At 63.8% G+C, this 12,369-nt stretch carries 11 protein-coding genes; 2 read left to right on the top strand and 9 right to left on the bottom strand.

Translation table 11 applies throughout. The features are described 5' to 3' along the window. Positions 1-51: 51 nt before the first annotated feature. The 9 genes from MSP7336_RS05570 to MSP7336_RS05530 all read right to left on the bottom strand — a co-directional run bounded on the left by MSP7336_RS05570 (position 52) and on the right by MSP7336_RS05530 (position 11,525). The gene (locus MSP7336_RS05570) at positions 52-1,398 is read right to left on the bottom strand and encodes a PPE family protein (protein WP_244917416.1); all 1,347 of its coding nucleotides are present in this window, start codon (positions 1,396-1,398) and stop codon (positions 52-54) included. Between the two features lie 38 nt (positions 1,399-1,436). Next, positions 1,437-1,733, bottom strand: a complete 297-nt coding sequence (locus MSP7336_RS05565; protein WP_069394049.1) for a PE family protein — start codon at positions 1,731-1,733, stop codon at positions 1,437-1,439. Positions 1,734-1,806: 73 nt separating this feature from the next. Then, positions 1,807-3,582, bottom strand: coding sequence for a type VII secretion protein EccCb (gene eccCb, locus MSP7336_RS05560; RefSeq protein ID WP_113963235.1), 1,776 nt, complete (start codon positions 3,580-3,582; stop codon positions 1,807-1,809). 49 nt (positions 3,583-3,631) lie between these two features. Then, positions 3,632-5,869 carry a type VII secretion protein EccCa gene (gene eccCa, locus MSP7336_RS05555; RefSeq protein ID WP_113963234.1) on the bottom strand — a complete coding sequence of 746 codons (2,238 nt, stop codon included), beginning with the start codon at positions 5,867-5,869 and terminating at the stop codon, positions 3,632-3,634. Further along, positions 5,869-7,311, bottom strand: a complete 1,443-nt coding sequence (gene eccB / locus MSP7336_RS05550) for a type VII secretion protein EccB (protein WP_069394052.1) — start codon at positions 7,309-7,311, stop codon at positions 5,869-5,871. Before eccB ends, eccCa begins: the two co-directional genes overlap by 1 nt. A gap of 3 nt (positions 7,312-7,314) precedes the next feature. Further along, on the bottom strand, positions 7,315-9,036 hold the full coding sequence (eccA, locus tag MSP7336_RS05545; protein ID WP_069394053.1) for a type VII secretion AAA-ATPase EccA: 1,722 nt from the start codon (positions 9,034-9,036) through the stop codon (positions 7,315-7,317). Continuing rightward, positions 9,029-9,565 carry a secretion protein EspD gene (locus MSP7336_RS05540; protein ID WP_069394054.1) on the bottom strand — a complete coding sequence of 179 codons (537 nt, stop codon included), beginning with the start codon at positions 9,563-9,565 and terminating at the stop codon, positions 9,029-9,031. Before MSP7336_RS05540 ends, eccA begins: the two co-directional genes overlap by 8 nt. A gap of 21 nt (positions 9,566-9,586) precedes the next feature. Then, entirely contained in the window at positions 9,587-10,432 is an 846-nt protein-coding gene (locus tag MSP7336_RS05535; RefSeq protein WP_113963233.1) for an ESX secretion-associated protein EspG, read from the bottom strand. A 259-nt stretch (positions 10,433-10,691) separates the two neighbouring features. Continuing rightward, positions 10,692-11,525: a helix-turn-helix domain-containing protein gene (locus MSP7336_RS05530; protein WP_232320898.1), complete on the bottom strand. Its 834-nt coding sequence runs from the start codon at positions 11,523-11,525 to the stop codon at positions 10,692-10,694. A gap of 215 nt (positions 11,526-11,740) precedes the next feature. Between MSP7336_RS05530 and MSP7336_RS23690 the strand changes: the two genes are divergently transcribed. Together MSP7336_RS23690 and MSP7336_RS05525 are read left to right on the top strand one after the other, a co-directional pair. Next, positions 11,741-11,902, top strand: coding sequence for a hypothetical protein (locus MSP7336_RS23690; protein ID WP_157123567.1), 162 nt, complete (start codon positions 11,741-11,743; stop codon positions 11,900-11,902). Between the two features lie 140 nt (positions 11,903-12,042). Further along, positions 12,043-12,333, top strand: coding sequence for a WhiB family transcriptional regulator (locus tag MSP7336_RS05525; RefSeq protein WP_069394056.1), 291 nt, complete (start codon positions 12,043-12,045; stop codon positions 12,331-12,333). The last annotated feature ends 36 nt before the right edge of the window (positions 12,334-12,369 follow it).

Here is a 12,369-nt window from a genome sequence, read left to right as displayed (position 1 = left end):
GGAATGGCGAGTCTTCCGGCCGTCATGGCCGTGAAGTCTTTGGCTGGACGACTACCAGTCGTCCCCTTCGTCTTCACCCAGGTCCTGGGCGAGCGGTGCGGGCGCTTTCAGAGCCGCCTTGGTACCCCCGGTTTTCGGTGCCTGGCCGGCCATGCCGACCGGTCCGGCGCCCCCTGCGCCGATTGGGGCCGCGCCAGCGGTCGCCGACGCTCCCGCAGCCGCCCCGGCATCTACCGCCGCCGGCGCCACCGGAACGTCGACCCTGTCAATCAGCTTGGCCATCAATGGTGTTCGCGGTGACGACCCGCCCATGCCGGGCAGCGAAGCCGCCCGCACCAGCCCGGCCCCGGAAGCCGGCCCTGAGCCACCAACCAACGGATGGTTCGACAGGGGACTGGCCCCGAGCAGACCCATCTGGATGCCGTGGTCGTTGGACCCCATGCTTCCCATTTGGGTGAACATCGACGCGACTTGCTGCATCGGCTGAGTCAACTGCTGCATGGGGTTGCTTGCCACCAGCTGCCCCAACTGCGCCGGGATCTGCATCGCCTGCGAGCCCACCTGCGAGCCGACCTGCATCGCCTGTTGCATCGCCTGCTGGGGAGCTTGCGTTGCCTGATTTTCCTGAGTCGCCTGCGACACTCCCTCGTTCGCCCCGCGGCTCGCAGCGCCTTCCGCATTGGTGGCCGCCATGTTGGCCAAGTCCGCGCCCTTGCCGCTGTTCAGTCCGACCGATTCGATCGTGGCTTGCCCGGTGACGTGGGTGAAGACCGCATCGCGCGCGACGGCACCGGCCATACCTGCGGCGGTCCGGCCCAACGACGCACCGAGCACCGCCTCACCGACACCCGGAATGACGATCGGCGTCATCGGCATGATCGGCTCGAACATCGTGTTGGCGGTGGTCTCGGCCAGATAGGCGTACATCACGTTGGCCGCTTGCACCCACATGCGGACGTAGTCCGCCTCGTTGATTGCGATCGGAACCGTGTTCACACCAAGGAAATTGGTCGCATTCAAGATCGCGTTGGTGATGTGGTTCTCTACGATCTCAGGTATCTGCGGGGTGGTGGTGGCCGCGGTGACGTACGAGGCTGCCTGAGCACTCGCCTGCGCGGCGCGCTTCTGCGCCTGCAGTGCCAAGGTTTCAAGCCAGGCCACCATCGGCATGACCGCCGAAACCCCTCGCTCGCTGCCCATCCCGGTCCAAGCCGCGCTCAGCGCGGCCAGCGCCGCCGCGAGTTCGGCAGCCTGCGCCTCAAGCGCCACAGCCCAGGCTTCCCACCCTGCGGCCGCCTGCAGCATGGGTCCTTCACCCGCCCCGGCCTGCAGCCGTGCGGTATTGAGTTCCGGCGGCATCGCGCCGTACTCAACCCCGAAAGGTGGCGTGAACACCATGGCGTAACTGCTTTGCTTTCGACGTGGCTGCCCGAGTACTAGGCCAGGGTGGCGGCGGCCGCGGCGTCGACGGTCGTGTACATCGCGGCGATCTCGACGTACGCTGCGCCGGCGCGGGCCAGCTCCTCTTGTGCGAACGTGTGCAGCGCTAGCGCTTCGACGCCGTCCGACGCGAACGCCATAGCGGCCTGCGCTGAAACCTCATCCACTCCGGCCGGCACCAATCCTGTTACCGCAGCCGATGCCGCCGTCCCGGCGGCCAGGCCCTGTGTACCGTTGGCAATCACCTGCGCGCCAATACCGGCAGCGGCGGGGTCAAATGACATCGGTTGCATTTGTAATTTCTCCTCCTACTTCGTCGGAGACGGTGGGCCGTAATGTCTCCTTGCGGAAGCTGTCGGATCGATCCTAACCGCCCTGTGAGGGTGGTAAAGACACTTCTTCTGGGGGATCGACATAGGCCGCCTGTATGACCTCTTTACCGTCCGGAGAGACGAGAAATGCCTGGCCAGGAGGCCTTCTCTTGACCTTGATCTCATTCGACGGGAACTCGGTTTTATCCCCAGACAGGAACAACGTCGGCGATCCTGCTCCAAATGCGGCGCCGACGAACTTGTCCATCGTCGCGCGATGCGCGTGGCTCATTTGGCAGGTGACGATAATGTGTAAACCAATATCCGCGGCGGCTGGCAATAACGGGGCCAGCGGGGTCATCGGCGGCATCGCACCGCCGGCGGCGACGATCATGTGCCAGTCATCGACCAGTAGCACGACGTCGGGTCCGCTCCACCACGACCGCGTGCGCAGCTGCGCGGTTGTCAGGTTGGCCGGCGGCAGCCGCTTTCGTAAGTTGATCGCCAGCGCCTTGATGGCCTCGTCGAGGGTTGCGCTGTTCCGGTTGATTGCGCCCGCATCGAGCAGATGCGAGTCGGGCACGGCATCCAACAGACCCGACCGGTAGTCGGCCAACATAAACCGCACCTGATCCGGACTGTTTCGCGCGCAGATGGCCTGAGCGACCGCATGCGCGATGCGCGTCTTCCCTGATTTCGCGGCACCGAAGATCAACAGGTGCGGCGTCATCTGCATGTCCGCGTAGGCCACCGAGAGATCCGATTCGCGCACCCCGATCGGAACCATCCAGCGGGTGCGGTAACCGGCGTCTGGTCCCGGTGGGTTCGGATCGAGTTCGTGCAGGTAGATGCGTTCGGGCAGCACCCGTACCTCCGGTGCCTGCTCCGTGTGCTGGGCTGCAATCTGCTGCACCGCCTGCGATATCGCCTCCACTAGGTTGTCGGCGCTATGCACACCGTCCAGCCGGGGAACTCCCATCATCAGGTGGTGTTTTTCCATCGAGATCGCCCGGCCGGGCCGGTTGGCCGGAATCTCACGGGTCATCCGGTCGATCTGGGTTTCGTTGATATCACCGAGCCGGAACTCCACCTTGGTGCCGAGGTAGTCACGCACCCGCGCCTTCAGTTCCGTCCAGCGGGGCGTGGAGATGACGGTGTGGACACCGAATGCCAATCCCTGGCCCGCGATGTCCTGCACCATCGCCTCGAGGTCAGGGAATTCAGACACAAACGCCGGCCACCCGTCGACGACCAGGAACACGTCGCCGAAAGGGTCCGCCGCGGCTGGATGATTCGGGTCCTCGCGCATCTGCCGATACGCCGTCATCGAGCCAACCCGGTACTGCTTGAAGATGTTTTCCCGCTCGCGCAACACGGCTTTCATTTCTGCGACCATGCGGTTGACGCGGTCCGGTTCGGACCGGGTCGCCACTCCGCCGACGTGCGGCAGATCTTCGAGATAGATCAGCCCGCCGCCGCCGAGGTCGATGCAATAGAACTGCACGTCTCGCGGCGAGTGCGTGGCGGCAGCCGACAGCACCAGCGTTTGCAGGAACGTCGACTTCCCGGTCTGCGGGGCTCCGCCGACGGCGATGTTGCCGCCGGCGGCTGAGACGTCGATTCCCCACACTTCCTGGCGATGCCGGCGCGGCTCGTCCATGATCCCCAGGCCGAAACGCAGCGGCTGCCGGTTGTCACGTTCGATGAGTTCGTTAACCGGCGTGGGATCCTTCAACGGCGGCAACCACATTCGGTATGCGATCGGCTCGCCGGTGCCCAGTTGGTCGAGCACGACCTCGCGCAACACTCGCGGTTGTTGTTCGATGCTCATCAGCGCCGCTCCTTCACATCGCTTCGCTTCGGATCGTCGCTGGCGCGGATCACGATGTCACCGCCAAGTCGAAGATCGGCGCCGCAGTGAACTGGTGGATATGCACATCCCGTCGCCGTTGCTGCGGCTTGGGGGCCTCGCTACCGTCGCCGTTCTGTGTGAGCTCAGTGGGTACGTAATTCGTCCCGGTATAAACGCTTTTGAACTTGACCGGGTCCTCCATGCCCACCCGCAGGAACCCGACACCGCTTTCCTTGTTGGTGATGTATTGCGCTTCCGGCGTTCCGATCACCGCCTTGGATTCCGCGGAACTGGTGGTGCGCAATGCGATGCGGTAAGTCAGGTTCGGTTCGAGTTTGTCGATGCGCACGCCGCCGGTGTTGAGCGACTGGGTGGCCAACAACAGGTGCACCCGCAACGATCGCCCGACACGACAGATCCGGTCGAACAACGCGATGAAGTCCGGGTGGTTCTGCAGCAATTCGGCAAACTCGTCGACGACGACGAAAAGCGTTGGCAGCGGCGGAAGATCGGCGCCGCTCTCCCGGTGCTTCTCGTATTCGGCAACGCCGGACAACGCCCCGGCGGCACCGACCTGCATACCGGCCTGCCGCAATATGGACTGCCGGCGGTCGAGTTCACCGGTCAGCACCTCCCCCATCCGGCTGACCAGCTCGGCTTCCTCCTCCATGTTGGTCACCACCGCGGCAGTGTGTGGAAGCCGCTCCATGCCGAGGAATGTCGAACCGCCCTTGAAGTCGGTGAGCAGCAGGTTGACCTGATTGGGATGGTGCGTCGCGGCCAGCGACAAGATCAGCGTCCGCAAGAACTCTGACTTTCCGGACCCGGTGGTGCCGATCAGCATCCCGTGTGGGCCGGCGCCGAACTCCGCGCCCTCCTTGATGTCGAGGTAGATGACATCACCGGTCTTGAGCTCATGGCCGAAGGGGATCCGCAGCCGATCCTGGTCGGCGTCGGCGAACATCCGCCACCGGCTCGGCAACACCTCTTCGACCGACTGCGCGCCGACCAACTGATGCCATTCGGTCGACACCTTCTTCTGCACCCGAGTGGTCTTGTCGATGATGGTGCCGGTAATCGACCAGCCGGCCAGCTTGCGCGCGATCCGCGTCGCCAGTTCCGGTGACACCGAGTCGGTCAGCGACGTCACTTGGCGGAAGCTCTGGTTGGGCAGGCGGTCGTCGGCGGTGCGGTCTTGGTCGACGCGAATGCGGTAGGCCGAGCCGCGATGGTTGCCCAACGTGAGCAAGGTGACGCCGGCCCGACCATCGATCGGGAAACCCGCCGAGCCGCCGGTCAAATCAACCACCACCACGTATGGCCCGCCGGGGCCGGCATCCGGAGTGTGCGGTCCGCGCGCCGTCAGATCGGACAGACCGTCCGGACGGGTGAAGATCATCCGGGTGGACCCCGCCGCATCGGTGTCCGTCTGATGCTGGACATGCGGGAGCCATTTCATCCACGACCAGTCCGGATCCTCGGGGTTATCTGTGAGCACCCGGATCTGCAGCAGGTCTGGCGGATGGAACACCGCCAAATGGCAGATCATCCCCCGTAAAAGTCCCGCCGCGCCGTCCGGATCACCACCGATCGCGATCGTCGGAAAGGTCCGCAGCTGAACGAGTTTCGGGCAATCGTGGATGAGCCCGTGGGTGCGTAGGAACTTCAGAACCCACATGTGGCTGACCGGCTCCAGATGCGGTTGCGGCGCGGCGTCGGGACCCGCGAGTTCACCGCCGAGGGCCGGCTTGAGCAGTCGGTCCACCGCCGGCTCGGACCCGAGTCCGATCCGTGCGGCGCCAAAGAAGTCGGCGTTCGCCGGCCTGGACCATTGCCGGTGCGTGCCAATCAGCGAAATAAGGTCTTCCGGGTTGGGCGCGTGATAGCCGAAGAAGGTCACCTGTGCACTCGCCGAGGATGTGACCCGGGTGCGCAAGCCGGCCAGATAGCGCAGATACTCCTTACGGTCAGCATTGATTTCGGGAACCTTTTTGCCGCCCGGCCCACCGCCGGCCATGAAGCCGACGGTCGCCATGATCATCATCAGCGGCATCATCAACATGTAGGGCGACAGTTGCCGGACGCCGGTAAACACCATGATCGCGATCATCCCGAGCATGCCGCCGGCCATCACATATGGCATCGCCTTCTGGATGCCCGAGGCGGGGATTTCGACTCCGAGGTCCTCGGGTGGTGTGACGGTGATTTCGCCCGGGGTCAGCCTCGGCCCACGCTTGATGGTTGGGGTGAACTTCTTGGTCGTCATCAGCCTTGTCCTGCTTCGACTTTCCGGGGTTTAGGGTCTGGCGGCAGCGTGTCATGCTCCAGCAATGCGGCCTGCTTGGACAGCACAGGCCCATCCACCAGCAGCCGAACGATCTGCCACGGCGCCTTTTTGGGCGATGTCAGTCCGAGGGTTTTGGCGGTCTCGTCGTCCGGCAACCCGTACCGCACTCCTTGCGGATCGATGTAGTACAGGGCTTCACCATGTTTGGGATCCGGAGCCTGCAGCCGGATGAATTTCCCACCGTCAATGAAAACCGTCGCCGAACCGCCGATTTGCTTGATCCCGCTATTCATGGCCGCTGGCGCGATTGGCAGATGCCGACCACTGAGCACCGCAGTCTTCGGCGCCTGATCACCGGGCTCGCGCTCCCACGACCAGCACAGGACAGGTGCCTCCTGCCGAGCCACGATCTTCAGCGGCTCATCCGGCAGCGGTGAGGCGTACACGCGTTCGGGGATCTTGGCGACCAAGCTCGACTCGATGGTCGGGGGTGTGAGCAAACCATACGAGTTCGACGCCCGTAACGCCGCCGACGTGGTCGCGTTCACCTGTGCGACACCATCCGGCAGCACCACGAACTTTTGCGGCCCTGCCTCACTTTGCGTCTGAAACACCGATCCGATGACCAGATTTGGCGGCAAGCCAACGGTATTGGGCTCGCCTGCCCCGGGAATCGGCGGCAATTGCCAAGGCCCGACGTTTGGTATCCCGTTATACAACCCCTCGGACAGCGGAGTGGGCTTGGCAGTAACCGGTATTCCCACCGCCGAGGCGACCGCACGATCAGTCAGGTCGATGGCATGGCGTCCTTTTTCGGTCACCACCCATTCTTTGCCGTGGAAGGAGACCAGCAGCGCCTGGTTTGCCTGCATGGGACCCACGGACCGATCCGTGGACATCGGCATCGCTATCACCGACGTGTCGACTGCCGGAGCAACGCTGTCGGCATTGGCGACGGTGTCGCACAGCGCCCAACTGGATGTGACGTCTGAGGACACCGGCGTGGCATAGGGCGCACCGGGGATCCCGATGCGCTGTCCTTTGGGCATTCTGTCCAGCTCGGCTGACTTGACCGCGGAGGGGTTACCGGTGTTGCCCAACACCAACCGGGCCGACGTCAAGTTATACACCGGATGCAATTCCCCGGTGCCTGGCATCACCACATACAGCTGGTTGGTGGTGCGGTCAACAAGAAGGTTGTCGCCGCTTCGTCTGCCCAGAGGTTTGAAATATGCCAAGAGGCCGGCGCCCAGTCCGACCAACACCGCGATAGTGATGCCGACGCCCACCGCGCGGCTGTAGAAAGCCAGCGGATCGTCGAACATGCGCGTATCGCGTCGCACGATGGCGTGCTCGACCCGGCGCAGCAGAAACCGCCAGCCGCTGACCTGAATCTTGGTAGTAAGCCGGAAACTTGCCATCTGTCACTCGCCGATGTTGAGACGTCCGTGCACAACGCTGATGGCCTCAGCCATGTCCTGCGCATTGATCTCACGGAGGCGATCTACGTCCAGTGATTCGAAGTCGCCGGACTGCGCTAAACGCATGTCTCGGTACTGTTCACCCGACTCGACGAGTTGCCTTGCGTAGCGGCCGTTTCCGGCGACATCGAGCGCCGGCTTATCGCCAATAGAGCGCTGGCTGAGCAACTTTGCCGCCTCCAGTAGCTGCTCGGCAGCATCCAGGCTGAGCGCCGAGTCATTGCCCGCGGCAATGACTTTGGCTATTTCGAGGATCTCCTCGGGAGAGTAGGAGTCGAATTCGATCCTCGTCGCGAACCGCGACCGTAGACCGTCGTTGGCTTCCAGCAACCGGTCGATGTCGTTGCTGTAGCCCGCGATGATGACCACCAATCGATCACGATCGTTCTCCATCCTGGCCAGTAGCGTGTCCAGCGCCTCAGTTCCGAACGGGTCGGCGCGGCCATCGCGTTCCTGCACCAGCGTGTAGGCCTCATCGATAAACAGCACACCACCGACGGCACGGTCGATTGTCCTGGCCGTCTTGACCGCCGACTGGCCCTCGTACTCGGCGACGAAGTCCTTACGCGAGGTCTCGATCAGCTTCGGTTCACTGATGACGCCCAGCCCCGCCAGGATGTTCGCCACGACGCGGGCGATGGTCGTTTTGCCGGTACCCGGTGGGCCGGCGAAGATCATGTGCTTGCTCGCCTGGGCAACCTTCATGCCTTTGGCGGCGCGAACTTTCGCCATTTGAGTGGCGGCGCGATACCGCTCGATCTGCTCCTTGACTCGGGTGAGCCCGATCTGGCGGTCCAGCTCGGCCTGTGCCTCGGCCAGCAGTTTCTCTCGACCCGAGGTGTCGGCCACGGCACTGGCCGGATCCCAGGGATCCTTGCGGGAGGAAATCTTTTCCGCACTGGTGGTGACCAGTCGATACGACGGGTCACTAAGTGCGGCAGCTACTTTCGGCTCCGGATAGCTGGTCTGCAACCATTCCAGCAGCGCCACCGCAGCCTCCTCGTTGCCCTGAGTGCGCTTGGCCATCGCCAAGTACCAGGCGATGGCGCGCGCGCAGGCTTGACCGGCGGGTGAATCGTTCGCCTCGGTGAGCCGGCGCTCGGCCTCGGTGAACAACCCGAGGTTGGCTGAGGCCACACCGTGGGCGACGCTGGCTGCGGCAGCCAGGAAATTGTCGGGCCAGGTGGTGGCACCCCTGACCTGCTCGATCACATCGGTCCAGCGCTCGGCCGCGCCGTACACCACCGCCTTGACCCAGGCCACCAGGTGCTCGGCGCCGTTGGCCGGGGTCGCCTCGAGTGCGTCCATGGCGTCGACATAGTTGCCGGCCGCGGCCTCGCTCACCGCGAACCCCATGGTGATCGCCAAAGGGGAGTGGACGGGGTAAGTGATGTCGCCGTACATCCCGCCGATTGGAACCCGCGCGTTCAGGGTGTGCATGGAGATCTCCGCGGCACCGGCTAGCCGCCCGAAGTTCGCCCGTGAGTACCATGCCCGGAACAACGTCACGCGGTCGGTGTCGCCGCAGCGGATCCGGCCGATCCACGCATCACACGCGGTCTCGTCGTAATTTGTTATTTCGGTGAAAAGTTCCATGGAACGCGCCGACGACATGGGCAGCATGTTGACTGCGCTTCCGAACAAATTGGCCAAATGATCAGTCATGGTCACCTGAATATCGAGTTGCGAACAATTGCGCTGTTTTTGCCGTCGCCTCTTCCGGAGACGGCAGGCCCAAGTCGCGGGACAGGAAGTCGCGCGTGGCTACATTGTCATGGCCCAATTCCCGCATGCCGTCGAGCATGAACGTGTACTGGGCCGAGCGTGCCTTTTGCCGGGCCAGGCCGGCAATTAGCAGGATCTCTTCCGCGAGCTGGGGTTCGGTCATGTTCGTGACCCTGGCGCTCAGGTCGATGCGGTGGACACGTCCATCCAAATACGCTGACACAGAAACGGTTCCCGGCGGGTTGGTCACCGTGAACAGCGGCGGCGAAGGCTCTTGCTCATCGCCAGATTCGGCCGCGAAGCCCGCGATGGAGTCGAAAGTTTCCTCATCGTCGCTGGGTTGCGTTCTCACATAGCCTTCGAACGCATCGAAGGTTGACCCCTCGCCGTAATCGTCGACGGAGAAATCCAGCGCGGCGAGATCGTCGCGATCATCGTCGCCGGGCAGGTATGGCGGCGTGCCATCCACCGTCGCGTCCTTCCTGAACTCTTATTGCGAGTAGTCGACCTCGGAGCGGTCGAACCACGACTTCGAGGGCAGGAACTCCACCAAGCCGTCGAGCGCACGCTGAAGGTTATCTTGTGTCCCTGGAAGGAAACTCCCGTAGAGCTCTCCGTTGACGCGGCGGGGAATCGACACCAACCGGCCATGCCGTGAGTCGGCGACGCCGGCGGCCAGGTCGGTCGTGGTCGTGGTGCCCCCGGGATGGCGCTCGGTGGCCGTGATCTCCACCCAGCTCGTCGGGTTGGCAACGATGTCGGCGTACACGCGGGCCGACGCGGGTGCTACGCCGTATTGCGCGATCTGGGATGGAGTCGTGCACTCGGCCAGCTTGCTCGCGACGCCGGTAAGTGGTTCGACGTCTGCCGGCTCGGCAGAGCCCAACACTGTGGTCACCATGCCGGCCAGGCCGATCTGCGGCGCGACTAACTGCAGCACCAGCATGTCTCCGTCGCGAGCCGCGATGACGTGGCGTTCTCCCTTGCGGCACACCACAAATCGCACCATCGTGCCGTCGTCGACGTCGCGGCGCCACCATCGAGCCTCCAGTGTCCGGTCCGCGCGGCTAAGAGTGTCGACCATGGCCGCGACGGTCGGATGTGGGTTGCCGTAGATGTCAAGCACGCCCTGATCGGTAAGGTCGCGGCGGACTTGGTCCCAGACCAGGTTGCGTAATTCCACTTGGGGGATATTGGGCCGGATCGCTAGCGCAATCGGGAAATCCATCAGACTGAGCCGATCAGCGATCACCAGCATGCCGTCAATGGTCACCTCAACGGCGACGACGTCATCAACGTTGGCCACCGTAGGGTCGGCGGTGTAAGGACTGGACATCTTTTACCTCGGGTACACCTCTGTGTTGAGGTCGCCGACTAATTGGCGGTTGGTCATGGCCGGCTCCTCTCGCCGCGAAGTTCGTCCCAGAACTCCGTTCAAAAATACGTTGTTGTGCCCGCACGCACGCGGCGGATGCCGAGATCCTGCAGCATTGCCCGGACTATCTCGACCGCCGACCGTGCCAAAACTCGCTTGAGAATGTGAGCCTAACAGCGCACAGGTGGGGGTTTATGCAGCAATTTTTGTCGCGGACAGGTCAACGCCAACTGATCTGGGAAATCAACGATTCGATCGCCTCGGCGGTCCCGGCCGGCAACGCGTCCTCGGTCTCCGCGCGAATGATCATCTCGTCTGTTACGCCGGCCGCCTGCGCGGTCTCTGCTATCGACAGGTTCGCCCGTCGACGCGCCGCGTACAGCCGCTGGCCCAACGTCGCGCCCGGAGCCGTCGCACCCTGCATCATGAGCTCGTCATAGTGATGACGCACGGTGCTCAATGCCTTGATTAGTGGTGGGGTGACCCGGCCGATTTGGGTGGCGCGAACGGCTACCGCCTCCAATCGGCGCAAATCCGCCAAGATCGGCGCGACCTTGCTGGTGAACTCAGGATCCGATGGGGGCGGCAGGGCAGCGATGGCAAGGTTGCAGGTGTCTACCGCGGCGATGACTGCCTGCGCGATCAACGGCACCTGATTGTCCGCGGACAGCACCTCGGTGACCTCTTCGCCGGGGACCGGGCCACCCTCCCGGATGCGCGCGATAGCGCCCGGCGGCCAGCGCAACACCTCCTCGAGCTTGGCCCGGGTACGTTCTCGCGGCCAGCTGCGGCCTTTTTCGAAAGCGATCAGGGCGCCGGCGTTGATCACCCCATCGGCGGCGAGGCTGCGCTGACTGATATCGAGTTCCCGGCGTCGTGCCGCGGCGGCCGCCCCGGCGCGCACCACCCCTGGATCTAACGCGTCGATCTGCCACGTGCCAGTGACATCGAGGTCTTGTGGCTCGTTGGACCGCCGTGGGTCTTCGGTCCGTTCCGGATCGCCGTCCTGCGCGGTCAACATCGTTGACTCGGCAGTCGACTCAACATTGGTCATCTCCGGAGATTCCTTGATGTGCTTGGCGATCAGCCGCCTCTGCGATCTTAACCGTTGCATATGCCGGAGCGCTACGCCCATAGCTACGTTTGTTGCGTCACAAAACTGACGCGGTGCATACAGTCGACTGATAGCAAAACTGTATCGGCGCTACGGCTTACCGACGGGTAATTGTCGCGGTCGCGTGCCTGGCCAGGCGGGGGTGGCCGGCCGCGATGACGCTTTCGGTGTTGCTCACCCCAAGGTGGACCAGAAGGTCGCTGGAGAAGATCGTCGCGCGTGTTGACCTGCAGAAGAGCGATGTCGCGCCGCTTGCCTGCGGTTTCGCCTGCAGCTTTCCAGCCCACGACCCCGGCGAGGAAGACCGGTCGGCGTGACGTTTTCTGAAGCATTCGTAAAGTGCCGTAGCGCCCGCTGCGGTCAATATAGCGCTAACTGTTGCACTGCTACGGTTTTGTGCTATACGCTTCTGAACCATCCGCCGCGGAGTGCGGCACTTAGAGAAGGAACGGGACACATGACCGCAACAGCTCTCTACGAGCTCCCCCTGGGTGCGTGTACACAAGACCCGGAACGTTGGACGACGATCGCCGACGATGAAGCCAAGATGATCTGTCGGTCCTGCCCGCGGCGCTGGCTGTGCGCCCGCGAAGCGTGCGAGCTGCCCGGGGTGGAGGGCCTTTGGGCCGGAGTCGTCATCCCTGAGTCGGGCCGCGCGCGGTCGTTCGCACTGCGCCAGTTGCGCTCGCTCGCCGAGCGCAACGGTTACCCGGTCCGAGGCCGCAAGGTCGCGCCGATCCCCGCCTAGCCACGCAGGCATCCGCCGCCGATTACGAGGGGTTGG

Source organism: Mycobacterium shimoidei, assembly GCF_900417275.1.
GTDB lineage: Bacteria > Actinomycetota > Actinomycetes > Mycobacteriales > Mycobacteriaceae > Mycobacterium > Mycobacterium shimoidei.
Note: the sequence above shows the minus strand (reverse complement) of the source record. Positions and strands in the feature narration are given on the sequence as shown.

Coding starts and splice junctions, on each gene's coding strand:
- MSP7336_RS05570 (WP_244917416.1), bottom strand. CDS start 1,398: ATGGTGTTCACGCCACCTTTCGGGGTTGAGTACGGCGCGATGCCGCCG.
- MSP7336_RS05565 (WP_069394049.1), bottom strand. CDS start 1,733: ATGCAACCGATGTCATTTGACCCCGCCGCTGCCGGTATTGGCGCGCAG.
- eccCb (WP_113963235.1), bottom strand. CDS start 3,582: ATGAGCATCGAACAACAACCGCGAGTGTTGCGCGAGGTCGTGCTCGAC.
- eccCa (WP_113963234.1), bottom strand. CDS start 5,869: ATGACGACCAAGAAGTTCACCCCAACCATCAAGCGTGGGCCGAGGCTG.
- eccB (WP_069394052.1), bottom strand. CDS start 7,311: ATGGCAAGTTTCCGGCTTACTACCAAGATTCAGGTCAGCGGCTGGCGG.
- eccA (WP_069394053.1), bottom strand. CDS start 9,036: ATGACTGATCATTTGGCCAATTTGTTCGGAAGCGCAGTCAACATGCTG.
- MSP7336_RS05535 (WP_113963233.1), bottom strand. CDS start 10,432: ATGTCCAGTCCTTACACCGCCGACCCTACGGTGGCCAACGTTGATGAC.
- MSP7336_RS05530 (WP_232320898.1), bottom strand. CDS start 11,525: ATGACCAATGTTGAGTCGACTGCCGAGTCAACGATGTTGACCGCGCAG.
- MSP7336_RS23690 (WP_157123567.1), top strand. CDS start 11,741: ATGACGCTTTCGGTGTTGCTCACCCCAAGGTGGACCAGAAGGTCGCTG.
- MSP7336_RS05525 (WP_069394056.1), top strand. CDS start 12,043: ATGACCGCAACAGCTCTCTACGAGCTCCCCCTGGGTGCGTGTACACAA.